Source organism: Flavobacterium anhuiense (assembly GCF_001705175.1).
In the GTDB taxonomy this organism is placed as follows: domain Bacteria; phylum Bacteroidota; class Bacteroidia; order Flavobacteriales; family Flavobacteriaceae; genus Flavobacterium; species Flavobacterium anhuiense.
Genome location: NZ_CP016907.1, coordinates 4,551,516 through 4,573,696, shown reverse-complemented (window position 1 = coordinate 4,573,696; position 22,181 = coordinate 4,551,516). Strand labels below are relative to the sequence as shown.

The following is a 22,181-nucleotide window of genomic DNA, read 5'->3' as shown; positions in this document are numbered from 1 at the left end:
AATCTCCTTTTCAAAGAATAAAAATGAAAACTGCTAATTCCAGCCGCCCCCGAGTGCTCTGTAAACATTAACAAAGGCGTTCATCTGCTGTTTTTTGGTTTCAATAAGTTCAAATTTAGATTCTAAGGCATCTTTCTGGGTCAATAAAACTTCCATATAATCTGCTCTGGCAGAACTAAACAAGTTGTTGGATATCTGAACAGATTCGTTTAATGCATCAACCTGTTTGGACTTTAGATCGTAACTTTGTTTTGTGTTCTCTATTTTAGACAATTGATTCGCAACTTCAACATAAGCGTTTACTAATGTTCTTTCATAATTGTAAACAGCCTGAATCTGTTTGGCGCTTGCAGTAAGATAACTTGCTTTTATGGCATTTCTGTTAATTAAAGGAGCTACCAAATCTCCTGCTATAGAATACAATAAAGATTCTGGAGAGGTTAGCAGATATTTAGTATTGAAAGCCTCGTACCCAATTCCGGCAGAAATACCAAGTGAAGGATAAAATCTTGCTTTGGCCGATTTTATATCCAGTTTTGCTGCTATTAATTCCATTTCTGCTTTTTTGATATCTGGACGATTTTCCAGAAGCTGAGACGGTATTCCGACATGAACGTCTGCGGGAGTTAAAGTACTGAAAGTATTGCTGTTTCTTGTAATTTTCTGAGGAAAACGTCCTAATAGGAAATTGATTTTATTCTCCGTTTCAGTAATCTGTTGCTGAATATCAAATTGCAGACTTTGTGTACTAAGTATTTGTGCTTCAAATCTTCGTACTGCCAGTTCGTTCACTCTTGCCGCTTCTTTTTGGATTTTTACAATTTTTAAAGCATTGGTCTGAATATCAATGTTTTGTTTGATGATTTCCAATTGATTATCTAATGCTAAAAGTTCATAATAGGAATCTGCTATTTCAGCAATCAAATTAGTAACGACAAAATTCTTTCCTTCAATAGAATCTAAATAACGGTTTAAAGCTGCTTTTTTGGCATTATGCAATTTATTCCAAATGTCTATTTCCCAGCTCGATGTCAGTGCAAAACGATAATTGGGAAGCGGATCCGGAGTTTCTTTGCCAGGCATAATTTCTGTTGTAGCTTCACCAGAACCAGTACTTGTGTATCTACCGGATTTGGTTAAATCGGCACCGGCAGTAAAACCTACAAAAGGAAGATATTCACCTTTTCTTGCTTTTACTTCGCTTTTTGCAATTTCGATTTCCTGCAGCGTAATATTCAATTCCTGATTATTTTTTAGTGCGATATCAATCAGGTTTTCTAAATTTTCATCTGTAAAATAACTTCTCCATTTTACTTTTCCTGTATTGAGTGTGTCTAAAACATTATTGGAATAGGTTTCAGGAACGGCTTTATTTTCATTTTTCTCTACAATGGAAGGAGTTTTACAGCCAGCAATAGAGAGCAATACGCAGGCTATACCTGCGTATTTTATATTTTTGTTATTCTTCATTTTCATCTGTTTGATTGTTTTTAGAAAAATCATCTACATGATGCATAAATTCATCAGACAATGAACTTTCTTCTTCACCTTTAATTAGTTTTCTGCCTTGGGCCATTGAGCCAAAGATGTAGTAAAGTCCCGGAACGATAATGACACCGAAAATGGTTCCGAAAAGCATTCCGCCAAGAGCAGATCCACCGATAGTTCTGTTTCCGATAGCACCGGCGCCCGAAGCAAAAATCAAAGGAATTAATCCGGCAATAAAAGCAAATGAAGTCATCAGAATAGGTCTGAAACGTACTTTTGCTCCTTCTATAGCGGCTTCAAGTATAGTTGCTCCCTGCTGATGCTTGAGCACGGCAAATTCGACTATCAGTACGGCGTTTTTACCGAGAAGACCGACGAGCATGATCAATCCGATTTGTGCGTAAATATCGTTTTGTAAGCCCATCATTTGCAGAATCACAAAAGAACCTAAAATTCCGACCGGAATAGATAAAATTACAGACAACGGAATAATAAAACTCTCGTACTGTGCGGCAAGAACAAAATATACGAAAGCCAGTACCACTAAAAAGATGTAAAGCGATTCGTTTCCTCTTGCAGCTTCGTCATAAGAAAGTCCTTCCCAGGCAATATCGTAACCTTTTGGCAGCGTTTTAAGGGCAGTTTCCTGTACAGCTTTAATTGCATCTGCGGTTGTATATCCTTTAGCAGGCTGTCCCTGAATGGCAGCAGAATTATACATGTTGTATCGTGTAACCTCGTTTGGCCCCTGTGTTTTTCTCAGTGTCATAAACGCAGAATAAGGCACCATTTCTCCATGATCATTTTTCACATAAAGATTAAGGATATCGGATGGAAGTCTTCTGAATTTAGGGTCAGACTGTACATACAATTTAAAGAAACGCCCGAATTTGATGAATCCTTGTTCGTAAGTACTTCCGATTAAAATATTAAGGTTTTCCATTGCTTTTCCAATAGAAACGCCTTTTTGCATCGCCAAGTCATTATTGATTTCCAGTTCATATTGTGGATAATTGGCAGCGAAGAACGTAAATAGGCCTGAAAGTTCTTTACGTTTACCTAATTCAGCCATAAACTGTTTGTTGATTTTATCAAATTCCTGATAATTGGTACTAGTAGTTTTGTCTAATAAACGCATAGAAAAACCTCCTGAAGATCCGAATCCCGGAATTGCAGGTGGTTCAAAAAACTCTACAACAGCTCCCAGATCTTTAGATTTTTTTTCCAGTTCTTCCATGATTTCTGTTACAGAATGTTTTCTGTCAGACCATGATTTTAAGTTAATCAAACAAGTACCGGCATTCGATCCACGTCCTTCTGTCATGATTTCATAACCGGCTAAAGAAGAAACTGATTCTACTCCTTCAACACTTTCACAAATTTTCTGTAATTTTTGTGCTACCTGATTGGTTCTTTCTAAAGTAGCTCCGGGCGGAGTTTGAATGATTCCGTAAATAGTTCCCTGATCTTCACTAGGAATAAATCCTGAAGGAAGTACCTGATTTTCTACAAAAATGAATGCGCAGAAAGCAATAAGGATTCCGAAAGTCAATACTCTTCTGCTTACTATAGATTTTAAAACGGTAACATATCTTCCGGTAAGTCTTTCAAACCAGGCATTAAAAGCGTCTAGAGATTTCGTCAATATATTTCCTTTTTTCTCTTTTCCATGATTATTTTTCAGAAGAATAGCGCAGAGAACAGGAGTAAGGGTTAAAGCTACGATTGCCGAAATGATAATCGAACTTGACATCGTAACCGAGAATTGTCTATAGAAAGTTCCAACTGGTCCCGACATAAACGAAACCGGAATAAATACAGATACCATAACGGCAGTAATAGCAATAATGGCACCTCCAATTTCGCCCAAAACTAATTTCACTGCAGCATAAGGTGTAATGTGTGGAAATTCTTCAAACTTGGCATGAACAGCCTCGACGACGACAATAGCGTTGTCTACTACAATTCCGATTGCTAATACCAGTGAAAATAGAGTTACTAAATTGATAGACATTCCAAACAACTGAATCACAAAGAATGCTCCAATCAAAGAGACCGGAACGGCAATAATTGGAATTAAAGTCGAACGCCAGTCTCCTAAAAATATAAATACCACTAAGGCAACTAAGATGAACGCATCTCTCAAAGTATGCACCACCTGATCTATAGAAGCATCTAAGAACTGCGAAACGTCATAACTGATTTTGTAATCCATTCCAGGAGGAAAACTGCCTTTCATTTCTTCCAGTTTCGCTTTAACGGCATTAATTACATCACTGGCATTGCTTCCGTAATTTTGTTTCAATACAATAGCAGCAGAAGGATGTCCGTCCAGATTCGAGTAAATATCAAAGAATTCGCTTCCCAGTTCTACTTTAGCTATATCTTTCAGGCGAATGCTTTCTCCTTCTGAATTGGCACGTACAATGACATTTTCATATTGTTTTGGTTCGTCATATCTTCCTTTATAAGTCAGTACATATTCTAAGGATTGCGCGGCAATACCGGAACTTTGCCCTAATCGCCCAGGACGGCCAATAATACTTTGTTCCTGAAGCGCTTCCATAACTTCTTCGACAGAAATTTTATAAGCTCTCATTCTGTCCGGATTCAGCCAAACACGCATAGCATATTTACGGCTGCCTAAGATCTGGGTTCTGGCAACCCCTTTTACGCGGCTGATTTCGGGAATCATTTTTACGTCGGCATAGTTGTAGAGAAACTTCTCATCCATGCTTTTGCTTTTGGAATAAAGATTCACGTACATCAACATGCTCGGCTGAATAGGAGTAATAACAACCCCTTCACGCTGAACCAGTTCAGGCAGTAATGGCATTACCTGATCGACTCTTGTTTTAACCCTGATTACGGCTTCATTAGGATCGGTTCCCGGTTCAAATATTATTCTGAGCGTTGCTTCTCCGGCGCTTGTAGCGTCTGTTGCCATATAGCGGACACCTTCTGTACCGTTAAGAGAATTCTCCAGGGTAATTAAGGTCGATTTCACCAATACATCGGCACTTGCTCCGGGATAGGCAATAAAGATATTTACTGTGGTGGGCGCAATTTGTGGAAATTGCGATATAGGAAGCTGTTTGATGGACAGCGTACCTAGAAAGACAATTATAATCGAAATTATAATTGCAAACACGGGTCTATGTATAAATTTATTAAACATTGCTTCTTTTTTTAGGTTCGGTTATTCTGCATATAGCTCTAAATTGGACATAACCGATTGGGGTTTTACCACTTCGTAGTCTATTTTGTCATTTTCTTTCACAAGACGAAGTCCCTCTAAAAGTATTTTGTCATTGATTGACAAGCCTTCTTTGATAACAAATAAATGTGGCATTTCGGCAGCAATAACCACTTCTCTGGATTTTACAGTACCGTTTTTGTCAATTACGTAAACATATTTTTTATCTAAAACCTCGAAAGTCGCTTTCTGAGGTATTAGCATGGCGTTTTTTAGTTCTATTGGCATCTGTATGCTTCCTGTTTCTCCATGTCTTAATAATCTTTTTGGATTAGGGAAAACAGCTCTGAATGGAATGTTTCCTGTTTCATTGTCAAAATCGGCTTCGATAGTTTCGACCACTCCGGAATAAGGGAATTTTTTGTTATTGGCCATCAAAAGGCTGACTTTCATCTTGCCGCTTTTTTCAGCCTTTTCCTGATAGTCTAAGTATTCAGATTCAGGAACATTATAATACACCCACATCGAACTGTTGTCAGCCAATTCAGTTAGCAATTCTCCTTCATCAACTAAACTTCCCTGACGAACATGAAATTTGTCTATAATGCCGTCAAAAGGCGCTCTGATTTCTGTAAACTGAAGATGAACTTTGCTTAAAGCCAGTTCCGCATCTGCTTTTTCCAGTTTTGCTTTTGCCATTGCCAGTTCGTTTGGAGAAACCACTTTTTCATCTGCCAGTTTTTTTGCATTTTGGTATTCAATCGCGCTGAAACTTACTTCTGCTTTAGATTTTTTCATTTCAGCCTCGTAAAGTGCAGGCATGATTTTAAATAACAGCTGTCCTTTTTTAACCATTTGTCCTTCGTCAACATAAATTTTTTCAAGGTAACCGCGCTCTTGCGCTCTTATTTCAATATGTTGGATGGAATGTATCTGAGATACATAATCTTTTGTAATTGTAGTATCTCTTTCGATTGGAGTAGTAACCACAAATTTGGTTTTTTCCTTTTTTTCTTCTTCTTTTTTAGAGTTGCAGCCTGCGAAAGTTAAGGCGCATAAAGTCATGATCATGAAAATTCTCTTCATAATTATTTCAGCATTAAAATGTAATTTATTTTTGATTTTTAAATAAGAGGCCTTTGGGAACAGACCATAGAAGTTCATATCCGCCTATTTTCTAACAAGTAGAAGATTAGAGGATAAAACAATAATGAAATCAGCTATTTAGAAAATAGCGATAATAAAAATCAAATTCTGAAAACCTGAAACAGGAGATATACTTTGTTATAAAGCAAGCTAAAGATCTTGCAGCCATTTACTTTCTGGGTAAAAGCAGTCGCAGAAACGGCAAAATGACTGCTGATGTGAAAAATTGAAAAGTAATTGCTTTTTACAAGCTGCTTTTGAACCGAAGAAAAGTTCTCTTCATTTTCTTCGTTGTCAAAAAGGCACATTTTTCTTTTAAAAGATTCAAATGAACGTCCACGATTTAAACTGGCTTCATTTTGAATATTATTAATAACAGTGCAAAAAGAAAACTTTTTATAGATAACAATATTATTGTGTGCGTAAGTGCTGCCATATCCGTTCAAAAGAATGACAATAGAAATGAATAATTTAGTGCACCAATTCTTCATAAGAGCCGCAAATTTACTGAAAGGATTCCTTAAAAACAATGCCTGATGCCTAAATATTCAAAGAAATGCTGATTTCGGATTTTAAGATTCATTTATTTCGCAGATTGATTTTTTTGCCAGCGGCAAGAGATTGAATTTTTATGTTTTGAGTTTTATCTGCTGTATTTCTGCTGTATTTCTGCTGTATTTCTGCTGTGGGAAATTATTCAAAAATCATGGATTTAAGCTGATTGCGGTAGGCCTCCAGTGCAGCGCCCTTGTCTATATAACCGCAATAGAGATCGTCCTTGAGAACCGGAAGATAGGACCTGCTGCTTTTTTCCAGCTTCCGCATAACGGTCTCCATACTGTCATTATAAGAAACGATTTCCATCGTGGCGGCCATCAGGTGTTTCGCCCTGATATCGGTATCATTGAATATAAATTCCTTTATATCGCTGAAATAGACCACGCCGAGCAGTTTTTCCCCAGAGGCCACGGCAAACATTCCCTGATCGGAAGCTTTTATCACACTGCGGACCATGTGGATGTCATCCTCAGGAGCAAGCGTCTTGGGATCATTCTGCAGTATGGCGTCCATTTTAAGGGTCCAGAGGATATTGGTGTCCTTGTTGCTGGTAAAGACATTCCCTTTCTTAACCAGCCCTTTTACGTCCAGGGAATGCTTTTCAAAACGTTTTGAGATTGCAAAGCTTAACGAGGCGACAATCATCAGCGGGATGATCAGATCGTATCCGCCTGTGATTTCTGCAATAAGAAATATGGCTGTAAGAGGGGCATGAAAGAGTCCGCTGAGTATTCCCGCCATGCCCACTATGGCGAAATTGCTTACCGGAAGGTCGGTTAGTCCGGTAAGGTTAAGGAATTTGGAAAAAAAATATCCGGCATATGAGCCCAGAAAAAGCGATGGCGCAAAATTTCCTCCGTTGCCTCCGCAGCCAAGGGTAATGCCTGATGCGAAAGCCTTGAGCATCATTGATGCCCCCACAAAGGCCAGGAGAACCCATTGATTGGAACTGAAGTCCTTGAAGAGGGTATTTTCCAGAAGTTCGCCCGGATTGCGGTCGGCCAGGGATTTGATGCTTTCGTATCCTTCACCGAACAGGACGGGAAATGCAAAAATGAGAAGTCCGAGGACCAGAGCGCCGAAAAGCGCTTTTTTATATGCACCGAGCCTTAGGTTCGCAAAATAATGCTCGGTTTTGAGAAAATTCCTTGAATAATAGACAGAAAGAAAAGCTGTAAACAGGCCCAAAAGGATATAAAGCGGGATGTTGTGGTAATCAAAGGTCTGCTTTTGGCGGAAGCTCAGCAGTATATTTTCATTAAGCAGGATTGCTGAAACCAGGGCGCCGGTTGCGGCGGCGATCATAATCGGGGTAAAGGCGGCTATGGTCACATCCACCAGAAGCACTTCAACGGCAAACAGCACCCCGGCTATGGGCGCATTGAAGGCAGCGGCGATTCCGGCCGCGACCCCGCAGCCCAGAAGGAGCGTCCTGTCTTTATAGCTTAATCGGAACTGCTGGGCAAAATTGGAACCGAAAGCGGCTCCTGTAACCACAATTGGGCTTTCAAGCCCGGCCGAGCCTCCAAGCCCCACTGTCAGGGAACTTGTGAGAATCTGCGCGTAAAGCTGTTTTTTGGGAACAATACTGGCTTTGCGGGCCACCAGATACAGGATTTGGGAAGTGCCTTTTTCAATGGTCCCCCCAAGGAGCCTTCTGGTGGCCATCACGGTGAGCAGGATCCCTATAACGGGAAGCACGGAGTTGATAAAGCTCAGCTTTAGTATGCTGTTGACGTATGCCGCGGCCTGATAAACCGAATGGGCAAATGATTTTAGGAGTATTACGGCCAAGGCGGAAGTGATCCCGACAAGGACGCTGGACAGAAATATAAACTGTTTGGGAGACATTTTTTTTCTTCCTACAATAAGAAGGGCCTCAATCTGTAAAAGCTTTTTTTTAAACATGAAAGTGAAAACTGTGAACGCGCGCTCGTGCATTGATTTTAAATGAGGCATTAAGCGCTGCGGGATTATAGGGGCAATTTTTTCAAAGATACGCCACAGCTTTGTTTCAGCGTCAGATTTTAACAAACAATTTATTAATGGCACTGCTTTTAGCTTCCATGAGGTATCCGGAGCCGATAATTCCTTATCCGTGACAGGGTTCTATTTTTTCCTCTTCTTCCTTTTGGGAGTAACGAATTTAAAAGCCATGCTGATTTTCTAAGCCAAAAAAAGACTATTGGGGCGCAAAATGCATAATGTCTGCTTCTTCTGGCTTATTTCATGGGATTCAGCTGTCGTTTTAGAGTCCAAATATACATGCCGCAACACTGTACCTGCATCCGGTCTTGTTGAGATGGCCTGCAGGGCAATTTCACAATTGTTTTGGATGATATGCATATTTTTTTTAAATTCAAAATACAGAAATTTTATCAAGAAGCGGATTATGGAAAAATTTTCAGGATTTTTCAGCCTCCATGAGGATGAAGACGACAAGGGGAAGACCCTTGAGAGTGTCAAGAAAAATATTGATTTCAAAGGCGCCAATCTTTGGATACTGGCCTGTGCGATCATTATTGCCTCTGTGGGGCTCAATGTGAACTCTACGGCGGTGATCATCGGCGCGATGCTGATTTCCTCGCTGATGGGGCCGATAGTGGGAGCCGGTTTTGCCCTTGGGATCTATGACTTTTCCCTTTTAAAGAAGTCGCTGCGCAACCTGCTTAATGCCACTCTGGTCAGTCTTGTGTTTTCTACGGTCTATTTCTACCTGAGCCCCTTCAAGGAAGTGCAGTCCGAACTGTTAGCCCGCACTTCGCCCAATATCTATGACATACTGATAGCATTTTTTGGGGGCCTGGTCGGGGTGATTGCCGTTACAAGGACAGAAAAGGGAAATCCCATTCCGGGGGTCGCCATCGCCACGGCGCTCATGCCGCCGCTCTGTACGGCAGGATACGGCATTGCCACGGGACAGTGGGCTTTTTTTCTGGGCGCCTTTTATCTGTACTGCATCAACTGCGTATTTATCGGCATATCCACCTTTTTGATTGTCAAATACCTTAAGTACCCGGCCAAAAAGGCTGTGGATAAGGGCCAGCAGAGAAAAGTCAGAATATTTATTTCAATACTCATTACCGTGATGATCATTCCCAGCGCGTACCTTGCCTGTACCCTGTATGAGAAGCAGCAGTTTGTCAAAAATGCAGACCTTTTCACAGATAAGGAGTTTACCGCAAAAGGCTACACGATGGTCTATAAGAAGAGCTCCTACGCCCCAAAGGGAAAAGTGCTGGAGCTGGCCTTTCTTTCCAAGAGGTTTTCAGATCCGGAAATAGCCGCCCTAAAGAAAAAAATCAGTGAAAACCGGTTTCTAAAGGGAACCAATCTGATCATCAGGCAGGACAGCACCGACCGTTTCAGTGCGCTGAAGGGCGATATCCTGAGCCAGATCAAAAGCAGCGAGAATGAGCTCAATGCAAAGGATGTGAAGATCATGCAGCTCCAGAAGCAGCTCTCGCGCCATGAGTTCGATAATGCCTCATTTCTGAGGGAAACCCGAATATTGTTTCCCGAAGTAAGTTCCCTGGCCATTGTGCGCCAGCAGGCAGCATTAAAAAACGATTCGCTTGCCGAGGTGACTGCTGTGGCATATGACGCGGCAAAACCGATCAGACAGGCCGATAAGGAGAAGTTCAGGACCTGGCTCAATGAAAGGCTGGGCGTCAAAAACGTGGTGCTCTACCGCCGCGAGAAGTAGTCTTATGGCGATAAATCAAGCTGCGGCTTCCGGCATCCGATTATAAGGATGGCATAAAAAAGGGCCTTATTTTTGCAAATAAAACCCTTTTTCGAATAAAGCAAAAAAAAGCATTTCAAGCTGCACGGGCTCAAAATAGCGACTGCAGTGAAAATTTGTTATGATTTTTTGGATCTTCTGTCATAGAGATATAAAATAGCATAGCCCAGCGCGCCGGCCAGCAGGGAAGCTGTAAGAACGGCAAATTTTGCCTGCACCTGTAATTCAGGCTGCCTAAAGGACAAAAGGGCAATAAAGATAGACATAGTAAAGCCGATACCGCCCAGAATGCCGAGCCCAAGTACATGAGGCCATGATGTCTGGTCAGGCAGTTCTGAAATTTTGAGCTTAACTGCTATCCAGGACATTAAAAAAATACCGGCGGGCTTGCCGAGAAATAATCCCAGTATGATACCCATCCCGATGCTTCCGGCAAGCCCTTCGATCATTCCGCTCTCAAAAGTGATGCACGTATTGGCTATGGCAAACAGTGGCATTATGAAAAAGTTTACCGGAACGGTAAGGCTGTGCTCAAGTTTTTCCAACGGGGATTCGGTGTCATCCTCATTGGTGGGAAGGGCGAGCGCCGTCAGTACTCCTGCAATGGTGGCGTGGATGCCTGAATGATGCACCAGATACCACATTGCTGCCCCGGGAAGGATATAGCAGAATATATTTTTTACCCCGCATCTGTTAAAAATGATCAGAAGCGACATGATGCCTGCTGCATAGGCAAGGTAGATAAGATGGATTTCGCTGGAATAGAATATGGCGATTACCAGTATGGCAATCAGATCGTCAACGATGGCAAGTGCGGCCAGAAAAATTTTAAGCCCGTTTGGGACCCTGCTGCCCAAAAGTGAAATAATGCCGAGTGCAAATGCAATATCGGTTGCCATGGGAATTCCCCAGCCTGCGGCCGTCTGCGGATCTGAGGCATTCAGCGAGGCATAGAGCAGGGCCGGCACTGCAACACCGCCGATAGCTGCAAGCACCGGCAGGGAAGCCTGTCTGAAGGAAGAAAGTTCCCCTTCTATGATTTCCCTTTTGATTTCCAGGCCGACCAAAAGGAAAAATACAGCCATAAGACCGTCATTAATCCAGGTAATCATGGGATATTCCAGATGTATGGCCCCAAAATCCCTGCCAAGTTTCATCTGCAGCAGACCATTAAACGGGTCTGCCCACCCGATGTTGGCTATAGTGAGCGATATAGCTACGCAGAGCAGCAGGATAACGCCTCCGGCTGAGGAGGAAGAGAAAAATCGTTTGAAAATATTTAGGTTTATCAGTTTTGTCATATCTGCAAATTTAGCCGGTAAGGGCAGAAAAAACAAATCGGGATTAATTATTAGAAGAATCCAAAATGTTTGTCCTTAAGGAAAATGCAGGCAGCAGTCTTATTTTTCATGTTTTTTTTCATTGCTGCTTTTGCTGCAGCCTATCCAGAAGAGAGGGGCAGATGTGCTGGCGGCAAGTCCGGTCCTCTTTTTAAGGATTGTACCGTCTGCCGGCGCGGTTATTATTTTTACGTTCCTGCCGAAAACATCGGTTATATAACCTATTTCCTCACCTTTGATGATGCTGCTTCCGGCTTTTGCGCTGCTGTAGAACAGGCCTTCTGCAGGTGAGGCGACAAGCAGCTGGTCATTAAAGAATCTTTTTGGAAGGGCTGCCTGCGGAGTTAATTTATGCTGGTACATTTTGAGCAGGGCCAGCATATTATACACAGCATTCATGGCCGGGCCTATTTCAGATTTGGCGCCGGCGGCCCGCTTTGCCGCCGTTATGCTCAGGGCTGGGATGCCAAGGCGCACTGCCTGTCTGGAAATCTGCTTGGAAGGCTGCCCGGAAGGCTGAAGATAAGGCCTGGAAACTATGGTTCCCAAACCGCTGATTTCGCACAGGCGCGAGCACAAAAGGGCCTGCTGGGGAAGTTCACTGTTATGATAGTAACCGGCATATGATATAAGGTCTTCATTGCTGCCCGCTGATCTAATATCCAGAAAAATATCGGTTGCATCAAAAATCTGGGTAGTTATAAAATCGGCGGCAAGCCCATTGACGATGCTTTTTTGGGTTTCTGGAAAATACTGATCCAGATTTAAATCAGTATTCAGGCCATTATTTGGGCAGGAAGAAAAAAAGGAATCTAGATTCATTATCGGAATTATGATCAGGCTCCCGGCCAGTTTTTCAGGGTTTATTTCGCGGCGCAGTTTTAGAAGTGATTGTACTGCCGATTGTTCTGAGGCCCGAGCTCCTGACACGATGGTAAAGGTCGGTCCCTTAAATCTTCCGCATACCAATGTTGCCGGGAGCCCGGCCTTGATGCTGTCAGAAGTGCCGATGCGGAATATGGTGTCAATTTTTTTGCCCTGATGCTGTTCAAGGTAGAATTTCAGCGATTTTTTTTGGGGGGCCGCCGTCTGGCATATAAGCAAGGATATGAAAAGCAAGAGTAAATGTTTCATGGAATTTTGGGAGCGGATACAGGTATCCTCATTAATAAATGATTAAAATCAATTAGACCTGCATAGATAAAACACCATTGGTTCTGCAATAGGAAACGCCTTAAAATGATATCCAACAGATGTTTGGCGAAAAAGTTGAACCGATATATAATTCAAGGGATTTAACGGCCTATGCGTTAAAAAAATGGCGCAGATGCAGCGAGTCTTAAAAAGATTAAGGAAATTTAGCGAACCAAAAAGCCGGCCCTCGAAGGCCGAATATACGGTACGCTGTTTAAGGAATTGCTAGAAAAGGTGAAATAGGTGCAGCAGGCTGCTGCTGTCCAGCCGGCAGGCTATTCTGTTCTTGAAAAGCGAGCTGTCTATGGCGCAAGCCGCCAAAACAGCATCAAAGCAGAATTTTTCATTTTTCAAAACACAAACAGACGGCTTGAGTTTGGTTTTCCGTTCATTGGATGAACTGTTTATCCTCACTTTCTTTTTAGCGCCTGGTGCACTGAAAACTGAAGTTATTCCATCTGAGCCTGTAAGGATTTCCATGGCCGGACCAGAGAATACAGCCGATGAAAGTTTTTCAGGCTCACTACCGTGGAGAAGACGCAGGGCGGTAAGCAGGAATATCAGTATGTTCTTACAAGCAGGCATTAGGAGAGATGAAATGATTTTATTTCTTTTTGATATACCAAACGGCAAATATAGCTCTTATTATGCTTATGAGGTAATTATTAAATATCAAATCGACTTTAAACAGGATTTCATTTTCTGAAATTGAATGCTGGCTAGAGGTTTTTAAGCGGCATATTTCATCGCTATACATGTAGAAACCAGCTGCAGCAGCAGGGCAGGTTCCTGCATTAAATCTGCCTGCGGCGGGATTATTAAACCGATTGCGCCTGAGTATGAACCTGCCGCCGATATTAAAATCATTTTTCAAATAATCCGTCCTTTTCCCACTGTTTGACTATATCTATAGTTTCCTGCGGCATCCTCGGGCCTCCTTTGGGCATCAGCACGCTATTGCCGTTTTCAAGGGAAATGCGGATAATGAGGCTTCGCTTTAAAACGGCCTCTTTGACCTGGGCATATGTGACAAGGGATATGGGCGCACCGTTTGTGGGAACCGCTGCATGGCAGACAATGCAGTTATTGTCAATAATTGATTTCACATCCTTATTGTAAGTCACTGATCCGACAGGGGCGGTGCTGTTCATTGGAGTGGAGGAATCATCATTGGAGCAGCCTGCAAGGAATATGGTAGCTGATAAAAGGGCAAATGCTTTTTGTAGTTTCATATTGTCTTTTTTTAGTTTATAAAGCAGGCATGATTTTTATCTCTGGGAATGCTTTTAGCCTATATACGTCAAAATTTATCTTACAGATTTTCAGAAGTGCTTTTTTTATCCATTCAAATTCAGATTAAGGCTTTTACTGGCGATATTTTCAAAAAAACATGGGCAGTACGAAAAAATAATGCGGGATGCTGTTTTTATCCATAGCTGATGCTGAGGGAAAAGATTAGAATTATTTAAAACAATTCTAAACTGATGTTTTCTTTTTACTTGTTAAAACCATGCTAAAAAAGTTTCCGTATATGATCTTAAATCTAACCTCTTTAAAAATCACATATGAAAATCAACAGGTACATCAAAAAAGGGCTTTGGATCGCAATGGGAATTACAATCTTGTTTTCGGCGATTCTTCTTTTCCACATTATTACTGCCAAGCCTGCAGTATATGATACTCCGAATCTGCAGGTAAGCCGCATTGATTTCAAGGCAGATATCGATTCTGCCCAGGCCAGGCAAATCTGCGCTGATCTGAGATCCATTAAAGGGCTGACCTCGGATTCCATCATTATCAAGAGAAACGTGGTGGTTTATTTCCATAATAACAGAATCACAAACTCGAAGAAAGTCTATGCCCAGCTGATGGCCAAAAGGCATTATGATGCCCAGCCTTATGTGCTGCCTGAAAATCTGGCTTCCAAAGAAGTCTGTCCTATGGACCAAAACAGTATGGGCTATAAGCTGTCCCAGAAAATCAATCATTTTTTTAATTAACCCTTTAATATAATTGTTATGAAAAATTATTCTAAAATTGCCCTAAGCGTGTTATTCCTTTCAGCAGCTGTTTTTACATCCTGCAGCAATGATGATGAGACTCCGGCTCCTGTAAAAGCATCCATATATGAGCGATTGGGAGGCACTAAAATGGTCGCGGATCCCGATAATTCAGGACAGATGATCGAGCAGGGGCGCCTGAGCTTCCGCAAGGTGGTCAATTCAACCATCGGACTTATAGTTGCCGATATCCAATCCAATGCATCAGGAAACCTGCAGGCGCATTTTGCGCCCCTTCTGGCCGAAACCGGAACGACCCAGGCTACAAATATTGCAAAATTATCCGATAACCTGACTGATTTCTTTTCATTCAACACTGGAGGGACAAATGCAGTAAATACGTATTCGGGCCTGAGCATGGCAGCGGCCCACAACCCTGCGACAAATCCTAGAATGGGAACAAAATCAAGCAGCGCGGACTATACAAAATTCGAAGGTTATGTGGGAGCGGCGGCCAATGCGAACGGCGTTGCTTCAAACACTGAACTCTATACCGATATTGTGGCAGTTTTGGAATCATTGAGAACGCCTATCGTCCAAAAATAAGTAATCTTCCAAAAAAAACGCCGCCTTTTTCTGCGGGCGGCGTTTTATTTGCAAAACATTGTCCTATTGCAAAATATGCAGGTCCGGCTGAAGGAATACCTTTGCAACTGCAACTTTCCGGCATGGCATCTTGGCCGTATAGCATGCAATGGCTTTAATGATTGGCGCCGCCTTTGCCTTGAAGGCGTTTATCCTCATGGCTGCAAATACGATTGCGGAATGATTTTCCAAAGCAGAACTCCCTATTTTTTGAATCTTTAATCAAAGTAATCCCATGGAAAATTTCAAGCTGTCCCAAAACACCACTTTCTACGCCTTAGGATTAAGCTATAAGAAAGCAGATGCTCTGATCAGGGGAAAATTCAGCCTGGATGCCAAAGCGCAGTCTGATCTGCTGGCGCAGGCCAAGACCGAGGGAATAGAGTCGTTGATTGTAATTTCCACCTGCAACAGGACTGAAATCTACGGCTGGGCTTCCCATCCCTATGAGCTGATAAAACTGCTTTGCGGCCATTCAAAAGGCAGCGTGGAGGAATTTCAGCAGACAGGCTACATCTATAAAAATAAAGATGCGGTTGATCATTTCTTTCGTGTGGGGACCGGTTTGGACAGCCAGATCCTGGGCGATTTTGAAATCATCAGCCAGATCAAGACAGCTTTCAACAGCAGCAGATCCCAAGGGCTGGCAAATACGTTTTTGGACCGTTTGGCAGGCGCCGTGATCCAGGCCAGCAAGAAGGTCAAAACAGACACCGGGATTTCTTCCGGGGCAGCGTCTGTTTCCTTTTCAGCAGTGCGGTATATTATTGAGAATCTGCCGGATGTCGGCAGCAAAAAAATCGTATTGCTCGGAACAGGCAGCATTGGAAGAAATACCTGTGAAAACTTGGTCAAGCATACTAAAAACGGACATATCACCCTTATTAACAGGACAAAAACGAAAGCTCAGGCACTGGCAGGAAAACTCCATGTCACTGTAAAGGATTACAGCGAGCTGCAGGATGAACTGCAGCAGTGCGATGTATTGGTGGTGGCAACAGGTGCAGACCATCCCACTGTATGCAGCAGGCTTCTTAGCTTAAAGAAACCCTTGCTGATACTGGATCTGTCCATTCCAAGAAATGTAGATCCCGATGTGCAGCAGATACCGGGGGTGACGCTGATTCATATGGATTACCTGTCTCAGATCAAAGATGAGACCCTGGAAAAAAGAAAGCAGCATATTCCCGCCGCCGAAGCCATAATCGAAGACACGAAACTGGAATTCAATGCCTGGATGCAGGCAAGGAAATATGCGCCTGCCCTACATGCCCTAAAGGCAAAGCTGCACGATATTGCGGCATCCGAAATGGCCTTCCAGAAAAAGAAATCCATTAATTTTGACCAGGCCCAGGCCGATGAGATAAGTTCAAGAATCATCAATAAAATAACCAGCCATTTCGCTAGCCACTTCAAAAGTGGGCATTGCGAGGCTGACCAGACTATTCGGCTTATAGAGGAAGTATTTAAGACAGGGCGGCATGAACCGGCAGAGGGCCTTTCAATTCTCAAGGAGCAGTACAGAATCAATCTTTCCTGAGAACCCGTAATTTTTTTACTGCAGCCATACAGGCGCATTGTCCACGGAAAATGCTTATTACCGTGTTCATACTTCAGCATCATCATTATTTCAGATATATCCGGCAATGCCCAAATGCGCAGGCTATTTTCTTTTGATGGAAACCAGCACATGCCCTAAAATTTAATCAGAGGTTTTTGAGTTTTCCAATGCATGATTTTTTTGCATCCGTTTTGCCGCATCAGCAGAAATAACCTTATATTTCAAAAATGTTTAACTGCTTAAAAAAAGCATATTTGAAAATGCAATGCCGCTAAAAGAAATACTGCTTATAGATGATGACCAGGATGATCTTGACAATTTTATCGATGCAATCGGATCCCTCAATAAAAATGTGAGCTGCCATACCCTGCGCAGTCCTCTGAAAGCTCTTGAAGAACTCGCTGATTCTAAAAAAATGCCTGATTTAATACTTCTGGACTACAATATGCCCTATCTCAATGGAATGGAATTTCTGCGAAGATTGCGGGCTTATCCCGGTCTTGAGGGCATTGAGGTTGTTATGTTTTCAACTCCTGAAGAAAATGTGATGCTTCCCTGGCTTGCCAAAAATGGCATATCTGTGAAATATATATCAAAACCCGATACATTTGAAGAGCTTAAGACCTTATTCAGCGCTATGTTGTAGCTTGATTTGTTGCAGCTCTTTTCTTCAGGCAGTTCAGGGCGTTATCTAAGCAATTAATATTCCAGGATCGCAAGGTGAGGGGCTCGTGAAAACGGAATCTTTTATAATACTGTCCCCCATCGGATTGCTGATAAGGATATCGCAGTCTGCCAGCACAGACCTTCGTGCCAGCTCATGGCCGAGAGCGCCAAGACCGATAAAGCCTATTTGCATGTTTTTGAAAGTATTGAGAAATTGTTTTTCATCTAAAGAATGCGAAAATGTGCCGGATTCCCATCGAATGGGGCTGCTGGATTTCAGGCTGAATGCTAGTAAAAGGAATTCCCGTCACCACAGGCATCTTTACCTGATTTTGCCTGCAGTCCAAAGGATTTCAAAAATGCCTGTGCAGTGCAGCTGAAAACCAGCAGCAGAAAACTGCCGGAATCAGTGCAATAAAGGCTCCCCACTGCCTTTTTTGGGATATCAGAATATAGGTGTTTTTATGTGCCGCAGGCCTGATTACCTGTATTTGATATTGATGCTTACGATATCCGATGTCAGGTCATTGGACCTGGTGTAGTGGCCGTAGCGGATCTCCAGGGTGTTCCAGTGCTTGAGTCCGAATATGCCGTCGGGCGGCGTAAATTTCAGCCCCATTCCCAGAAAACTGCTGTTGAATTTCGATAAGTCGTAATTGCTCGTGTAATACTGATCAGCGGCAGTATGCTCCCCGTATGGCTTGAAATACCTGGCCGCACTCTGGGAATAATACCTGTAGAACGGGCTGAGCGAGAAAGCCTGGGTCAGTTTTACAGGGACTTCAAGATCCGCCGTATGCGCTTTCAGGTTCCAGTCATCGGTATAATAGCGGTAATAGGCCCTTATGATGATATTGTCCCCCATAAAATAGCTTGCCCTGATCCCGATAGGGATCTTCAGACGCGTATCGGGCATCTTTTCCTGATGCACCGAGCCGTCCGCAAAATAAACCCTATGGAATGGAAGGCTCAGATAGCCGTTCTGGCTGATCACATCTCCGACAAGCATCACCTGAAGCCTCTGGTTTATGACCTGGGAGTAGCCCAGGGTTCCGGCAAAGGTGTTCCTGCCCGCGCTGCCATAGCCTTCGCTGTTTGGGTCGCGGAGCTCTATGGGCTGTATCAGCTTGAGCTGGTCGATGAAAGTCTGGAATTTTGCGGTAAATTCTCCGTTTTTGTTTTTGGTTTTCTGTGAAAAGGCAATATTTCCTCCAAAGGACTGATAATCAAATTCGGTTGAAGAGGATAGCCCAACAGCGTAGGTTCTGCCTTTTTCCTCATTTTCCCTAATATAGGTCAGCGAAGGGTAAAACCTGTTGTCTGATGAGGAGGCAGATGAATTTGCGCTCAAATCGATCATGTCCGATGAGGCTGAGCTGTAGTGGTCGATTCCCGCCTCGATGTCAAAGGTATGTTTGATGCCCGTCTGTCCGTATTTGACCAGTTTCACGTCAATTGTGTTGGCGATATCGGTAAGCTTCTGGGTTCCGATGCCGCCGGTTACCGCAGCATGATCCCCATTCTGGGTGTAGTAGCTCGATACCAGATTTATTTCCTCGACTTTGAGCTTTCTGCTTTTATAGCCTGTGGAATCCGCCGGGATATCCTGCGCCCTTGATTGGAAGAGCGCCAGAAGGGCCGCTCCCGTAATAAATACTCTTTTCATTTCTTAAGGCATATGGTTAGTTGCAGCCGCAGCCTCCGCCGCTTTTCCCTGCATTGGCTCCGGAAGCTCCCTCACGGTAGGACTGGAAACTGAGTTCCGTTTTTTCTATTTTCCTGTTGGAAAGCACCATTTCAGAATCGTTGAGCTTTCCCTTCTGGTATTCCTTCACAGGCGTGCAGGAGGCGGACAGCAGCCCTGCAAGGGCGGCGCTGCATAGCATTGCGGGAATTTTTTGCATTGGCTTTTTCATTTCAGATTAATGTTTTTGGATGTGTAGATTTTATTGTTGTCGTCAATTATTATGCAGTACAGATCGGGGATCTGATCTATCAGATAAAGGCCTGCCCTGATGCCCATAACGGCAATGGGGGTGGCCATTGCATCAGCAAACTCCGCGTTTGGGGCTATGATGGTGACGCTTTTGATTCCGGTTATGGGAAGGCCTGTTTTCGGGTCTATGGTATGGGAATATTTTTTGCCGCCTATGGTGATGTACTTTTCATAATTTCCGGAGGTCGCCACCGCTTTGCCGGATATCTCCATGTAGGAGAACGCGGCGTTTGGGGAGTTGGGATCGGCCACGCCTATTGTCCACTTGCGGCCGTCGGGCTGCAGCCCCCAGGCAGAAAGGTCGCCGCTGGCATTGATGATGCCGCTTTTAACGCCCCTCTGAAGCAGGACCTGTTTGGCCATTTCGGCGGCATATCCTTTTCCGATTCCTCCAAAACCGATCCGCATCCCTTTTTCCCTTAGAAATACCGTAGTATTTTCCCTGTCAAGGATGATGTTTCGGTAATCGATCAGGTGCACCATTTTTTTTGCAGTCTGCGCATCGGGCAATTTGGTCATGGACCTGTCAAAATTCCACAGGCTTTTGTCTATGCTTCCATAGGAGATGTCAAAGGCGCCCTGGGTGATCCTTGAAATCCCGATGGACCTTTCAATCAGATTGAATACTTCCGGATCCACTTCAACGGGCCGGATTCCTGCATTGCCATTAATCAGGTTGGTCTGGCTGTCCTCTTTATAGGTAGACAGAAGCCTTTCAATGCGGCTGATTTCCCCAACAGCCAGATTGATATGCCCATTTGCTTTTTCTTCACTCTCGGCCACAACTGTAATGGTGAAGCTGTTGCCCATGAGTTTCAGGGACCTGGAATATTTTTGATGCTCTGATATGTTATTTTCGGCTCTCACAGATCGCTTTTATTTCGGCTGTCCACTGCTCGGGCGAGGATTCGGGTTTTCCGTGCCAGGTTTTGAGCACCTTTCCCTGGGCATCCAAAAGAAGGGTCAAAGGGAAGCTTCCTTCCTTATTGTATGTTTCGGCCAGCGCCTCGTTGCGTTTGATCTGCTCGGGCGGTCCCATGTTTTTCTTTTTTCTGGGGAAATCGGCATTGACAAGCACTAGGTTTTCATTTGCCATATCCGTGAATGCCGGGCTTTCGAGATAATCCCTTCGAAGCACGATGCAGGGGCCGCACCAGTCCGAGCCTGAGAAGTTCAGAAGGATCAGCTTATGGTCTTTTTCTGCAGTCTTTTTTGCATTATTGAAATCTGGCTCCCAGTTGATGGGAAGCAGGGCAAAGACGATAAATAGGGAGAGGAGTTTCATTTGGCAGTTCTGTTTTTAGGTATATACGAAATAACGCAAAGTTCGGTTTGATATTTTTGCCGGATCCTTAAGATTGGATTAATTTTTTACAGATGCGCCGACGCATCTCCATCAAGGGGCCTGCACCCCAAAGAGCCAGCCTACCAGGGCCGATGCCGCCATGGCAAAAGTGCCCCAGATGCAGATCCGCATTACGGCTTTTGGAACATTGGACCCGCCCGCTTTAGCGGCCATGGTTCCCGAAAGGGCTAAAAAGAGGATGGAAAAGGCATACTGATAGGCCACCATCTGGCTGACGGGAGCAAAAAGTGCGGTCAGCAGCGGCAGCAGCCCGCCTATAATGAAAGAGAGCGCCGAGGCAAGCGCGGCCATGAAGGGATTTGCCTGGGTCATCTCATTGATGCCCAGCTCATCGCGTGCATGGGTTTCAAGGGCATTGTGGGCGGTAAGGGCGAGGGCGACCTCACGGGCAAGACCAGTCTTGAGTCCGCGCTTCTCATAGATCCCAATGAGCTCTTCAAGCTCGATATCCGGATCAGATTCAAGCTCCATTTTCTCGCGCTTCAGATCTGATTTCTCGATATCCTCCTGGGAACTCACCGATACATATTCGCCTGCCGCCATGGAAAGCGCCCCGGCGGTGACCCCTGCCGCAGCGGCCAGGATAATGGGCTCCCTTGAGGCGCTGGCCGCCGCGATGCCGATCACCAGGCTTGCTGTGGACAATATCCCGTCATTGGCTCCCAGAACGGCGGCTCTCAGCCAGCCGCTTCTGTTGATGTAGTGGTTTTCATCCTTCATACATAACTCTTTTATTTGAATAATTTGGTCCAGTCGCGGTTTTCTTCTTTTTTGGGAACGCCTCCAAAATTGGTTTTCATCATTTCTCTTATCTGAAACTGCGTCTTGTTGCGGGTGCTGCTTTTCCACTCATTAAGGTCATAGATATGGATCTGCCGGGCATGGGGGTTGACCGCAAAGGAGATCCGGGAGATTGAATCCCTGAACTTTTTCACTTCATTGATCACGGCCCGGCTTGGGACAACTACAAGGATGCTTTCCCAGTCCAGGAAATCTTTGGGGATATCTTCTCTTTCACTTAATCCCATAGCATCAAACAGGGCAGCTATCTTCTGGCTGTTGAGCCTGTGGATTTTTTTATCTATGCCTGCAAGGACGCTCTGAAGTCGGTCTTTATCAACAATGCTCATTTTAGGCGGCTTGAAATTCATATTAAAATTAAGATAAATCATCTTTGGATATCCCGATATTATCATTAGAATGGTTCTAAATTTTGCGGCAAATCCTATTTATGCATTTTTTGCAGTATGTTAGCCTTAAAATCAAAGAGAATTTTTTAC

At 43.6% G+C, this 22,181-nt stretch carries 20 protein-coding genes; 6 read left to right on the top strand and 14 right to left on the bottom strand.

Translation table 11 applies throughout. The features are described 5' to 3' along the window. Nucleotides 1-33: 33 nt before the first annotated feature. From BB050_RS19285 to BB050_RS19265, 5 genes are all read right to left on the bottom strand, one after another. Nucleotides 34-1,470 (bottom strand): TolC family protein, encoded by a 1,437-nt coding sequence (locus BB050_RS19285; protein WP_066035231.1) that lies wholly within the window; start codon nucleotides 1,468-1,470, stop codon nucleotides 34-36. Then, nucleotides 1,460-4,666, bottom strand: coding sequence for an efflux RND transporter permease subunit (locus tag BB050_RS19280; RefSeq protein WP_066034738.1), 3,207 nt, complete (start codon nucleotides 4,664-4,666; stop codon nucleotides 1,460-1,462). Before BB050_RS19280 ends, BB050_RS19285 begins: the two co-directional genes overlap by 11 nt. Nucleotides 4,667-4,687: 21 nt before the next feature. Further along, a complete protein-coding gene (locus BB050_RS19275; protein ID WP_066035230.1) occupies nucleotides 4,688-5,770 on the bottom strand; it encodes an efflux RND transporter periplasmic adaptor subunit in 1,083 nt (360 codons plus the stop codon). A gap of 161 nt (nucleotides 5,771-5,931) precedes the next feature. Next, nucleotides 5,932-6,321: a hypothetical protein gene (locus tag BB050_RS19270; RefSeq protein WP_066034737.1), complete on the bottom strand. Its 390-nt coding sequence runs from the start codon at nucleotides 6,319-6,321 to the stop codon at nucleotides 5,932-5,934. A 202-nt stretch (nucleotides 6,322-6,523) separates the two neighbouring features. Continuing rightward, nucleotides 6,524-8,296 (bottom strand): chloride channel protein, encoded by a 1,773-nt coding sequence (locus BB050_RS19265; protein ID WP_066035229.1) that lies wholly within the window; start codon nucleotides 8,294-8,296, stop codon nucleotides 6,524-6,526. 484 nt (nucleotides 8,297-8,780) lie between these two features. Here BB050_RS19265 and BB050_RS19260 point away from each other — a divergent pair, with 484 nt between their 5' ends. Continuing rightward, nucleotides 8,781-10,094 carry a DUF389 domain-containing protein gene (locus BB050_RS19260; protein WP_066035228.1) on the top strand — a complete coding sequence of 438 codons (1,314 nt, stop codon included), beginning with the start codon at nucleotides 8,781-8,783 and terminating at the stop codon, nucleotides 10,092-10,094. 158 nt (nucleotides 10,095-10,252) lie between these two features. Here BB050_RS19260 and nhaA read toward each other — a convergent pair whose 3' ends face one another. Both nhaA and BB050_RS19250 read right to left on the bottom strand, forming a co-directional pair. Beyond that, nucleotides 10,253-11,434: a Na+/H+ antiporter NhaA gene (gene nhaA, locus BB050_RS19255; protein ID WP_066034736.1), complete on the bottom strand. Its 1,182-nt coding sequence runs from the start codon at nucleotides 11,432-11,434 to the stop codon at nucleotides 10,253-10,255. Nucleotides 11,435-11,533: 99 nt separating this feature from the next. Next, nucleotides 11,534-12,607: a succinylglutamate desuccinylase/aspartoacylase family protein gene (locus tag BB050_RS19250; protein ID WP_123907007.1), complete on the bottom strand. Its 1,074-nt coding sequence runs from the start codon at nucleotides 12,605-12,607 to the stop codon at nucleotides 11,534-11,536. Between the two features lie 364 nt (nucleotides 12,608-12,971). Here BB050_RS19250 and BB050_RS19245 point away from each other — a divergent pair, with 364 nt between their 5' ends. Then, nucleotides 12,972-13,373, top strand: coding sequence for a hypothetical protein (locus tag BB050_RS19245; protein WP_066034734.1), 402 nt, complete (start codon nucleotides 12,972-12,974; stop codon nucleotides 13,371-13,373). Between the two features lie 157 nt (nucleotides 13,374-13,530). On the opposite strand, the gene BB050_RS19240 is transcribed toward BB050_RS19245, so the two are convergent. Continuing rightward, nucleotides 13,531-13,899, bottom strand: coding sequence for a hypothetical protein (locus BB050_RS19240; protein WP_066034733.1), 369 nt, complete (start codon nucleotides 13,897-13,899; stop codon nucleotides 13,531-13,533). 333 nt (nucleotides 13,900-14,232) lie between these two features. Between BB050_RS19240 and BB050_RS21685 the strand changes: the two genes are divergently transcribed. The 4 genes from BB050_RS21685 (at nucleotide 14,233) to BB050_RS19220 (ending at nucleotide 17,519) form a co-directional block, all read left to right on the top strand. Continuing rightward, entirely contained in the window at nucleotides 14,233-14,667 is a 435-nt protein-coding gene (locus BB050_RS21685; RefSeq protein WP_083219877.1) for a hypothetical protein, read from the top strand. An 18-nt stretch (nucleotides 14,668-14,685) separates the two neighbouring features. Then, complete coding sequence (locus BB050_RS19230) at nucleotides 14,686-15,273, top strand: globin family protein (protein ID WP_066034731.1); 588 nt, start codon at nucleotides 14,686-14,688, stop codon at nucleotides 15,271-15,273. Nucleotides 15,274-15,547: 274 nt separating this feature from the next. Beyond that, nucleotides 15,548-16,852 (top strand): glutamyl-tRNA reductase, encoded by a 1,305-nt coding sequence (hemA, locus tag BB050_RS19225; RefSeq protein WP_066034730.1) that lies wholly within the window; start codon nucleotides 15,548-15,550, stop codon nucleotides 16,850-16,852. A gap of 286 nt (nucleotides 16,853-17,138) precedes the next feature. Beyond that, nucleotides 17,139-17,519, top strand: coding sequence for a response regulator (locus BB050_RS19220; protein ID WP_066034729.1), 381 nt, complete (start codon nucleotides 17,139-17,141; stop codon nucleotides 17,517-17,519). Between the two features lie 501 nt (nucleotides 17,520-18,020). On the opposite strand, the gene BB050_RS21680 is transcribed toward BB050_RS19220, so the two are convergent. The 6 genes from BB050_RS21680 to BB050_RS19190 form a co-directional block, all read right to left on the bottom strand. Next, nucleotides 18,021-19,205, bottom strand: coding sequence for a DUF3570 domain-containing protein (locus tag BB050_RS21680; RefSeq protein WP_083219876.1), 1,185 nt, complete (start codon nucleotides 19,203-19,205; stop codon nucleotides 18,021-18,023). A gap of 16 nt (nucleotides 19,206-19,221) precedes the next feature. Continuing rightward, a complete protein-coding gene (locus BB050_RS19210; protein ID WP_119793783.1) occupies nucleotides 19,222-19,425 on the bottom strand; it encodes a DUF4266 domain-containing protein in 204 nt (67 codons plus the stop codon). Between the two features lie 26 nt (nucleotides 19,426-19,451). Further along, nucleotides 19,452-20,402, bottom strand: a complete 951-nt coding sequence (locus BB050_RS19205; RefSeq protein ID WP_236940367.1) for an FAD:protein FMN transferase — start codon at nucleotides 20,400-20,402, stop codon at nucleotides 19,452-19,454. Then, nucleotides 20,386-20,820 carry a thioredoxin family protein gene (locus BB050_RS19200; RefSeq protein WP_066034725.1) on the bottom strand — a complete coding sequence of 145 codons (435 nt, stop codon included), beginning with the start codon at nucleotides 20,818-20,820 and terminating at the stop codon, nucleotides 20,386-20,388. Before BB050_RS19200 ends, BB050_RS19205 begins: the two co-directional genes overlap by 17 nt. Nucleotides 20,821-20,931: 111 nt before the next feature. After that, nucleotides 20,932-21,621, bottom strand: coding sequence for a VIT1/CCC1 transporter family protein (locus BB050_RS19195; RefSeq protein WP_066034724.1), 690 nt, complete (start codon nucleotides 21,619-21,621; stop codon nucleotides 20,932-20,934). An 11-nt stretch (nucleotides 21,622-21,632) separates the two neighbouring features. Continuing rightward, the gene (locus tag BB050_RS19190) at nucleotides 21,633-22,031 is read right to left on the bottom strand and encodes a hypothetical protein (protein WP_066035227.1); all 399 of its coding nucleotides are present in this window, start codon (nucleotides 22,029-22,031) and stop codon (nucleotides 21,633-21,635) included. Nucleotides 22,032-22,181: the final 150 nt, after the last annotated feature.

Coding starts and splice junctions, on each gene's coding strand:
- BB050_RS19285 (WP_066035231.1), bottom strand. CDS start 1,470: ATGAAGAATAACAAAAATATAAAATACGCAGGTATAGCCTGCGTATTG.
- BB050_RS19280 (WP_066034738.1), bottom strand. CDS start 4,666: ATGTTTAATAAATTTATACATAGACCCGTGTTTGCAATTATAATTTCG.
- BB050_RS19275 (WP_066035230.1), bottom strand. CDS start 5,770: ATGAAGAGAATTTTCATGATCATGACTTTATGCGCCTTAACTTTCGCA.
- BB050_RS19270 (WP_066034737.1), bottom strand. CDS start 6,321: ATGAAGAATTGGTGCACTAAATTATTCATTTCTATTGTCATTCTTTTG.
- BB050_RS19265 (WP_066035229.1), bottom strand. CDS start 8,296: ATGTTTAAAAAAAAGCTTTTACAGATTGAGGCCCTTCTTATTGTAGGA.
- BB050_RS19260 (WP_066035228.1), top strand. CDS start 8,781: ATGGAAAAATTTTCAGGATTTTTCAGCCTCCATGAGGATGAAGACGAC.
- nhaA (WP_066034736.1), bottom strand. CDS start 11,434: ATGACAAAACTGATAAACCTAAATATTTTCAAACGATTTTTCTCTTCC.
- BB050_RS19250 (WP_123907007.1), bottom strand. CDS start 12,607: ATGAAACATTTACTCTTGCTTTTCATATCCTTGCTTATATGCCAGACG.
- BB050_RS19245 (WP_066034734.1), top strand. CDS start 12,972: ATGGCGCAAGCCGCCAAAACAGCATCAAAGCAGAATTTTTCATTTTTC.
- BB050_RS19240 (WP_066034733.1), bottom strand. CDS start 13,899: ATGAAACTACAAAAAGCATTTGCCCTTTTATCAGCTACCATATTCCTT.
- BB050_RS21685 (WP_083219877.1), top strand. CDS start 14,233: ATGAAAATCAACAGGTACATCAAAAAAGGGCTTTGGATCGCAATGGGA.
- BB050_RS19230 (WP_066034731.1), top strand. CDS start 14,686: ATGAAAAATTATTCTAAAATTGCCCTAAGCGTGTTATTCCTTTCAGCA.
- hemA (WP_066034730.1), top strand. CDS start 15,548: ATGGAAAATTTCAAGCTGTCCCAAAACACCACTTTCTACGCCTTAGGA.
- BB050_RS19220 (WP_066034729.1), top strand. CDS start 17,139: ATGCCGCTAAAAGAAATACTGCTTATAGATGATGACCAGGATGATCTT.
- BB050_RS21680 (WP_083219876.1), bottom strand. CDS start 19,205: ATGAAAAGAGTATTTATTACGGGAGCGGCCCTTCTGGCGCTCTTCCAA.
- BB050_RS19210 (WP_119793783.1), bottom strand. CDS start 19,425: ATGCTATGCAGCGCCGCCCTTGCAGGGCTGCTGTCCGCCTCCTGCACG.
- BB050_RS19200 (WP_066034725.1), bottom strand. CDS start 20,820: ATGAAACTCCTCTCCCTATTTATCGTCTTTGCCCTGCTTCCCATCAAC.
- BB050_RS19195 (WP_066034724.1), bottom strand. CDS start 21,621: ATGAAGGATGAAAACCACTACATCAACAGAAGCGGCTGGCTGAGAGCC.
- BB050_RS19190 (WP_066035227.1), bottom strand. CDS start 22,031: ATGAGCATTGTTGATAAAGACCGACTTCAGAGCGTCCTTGCAGGCATA.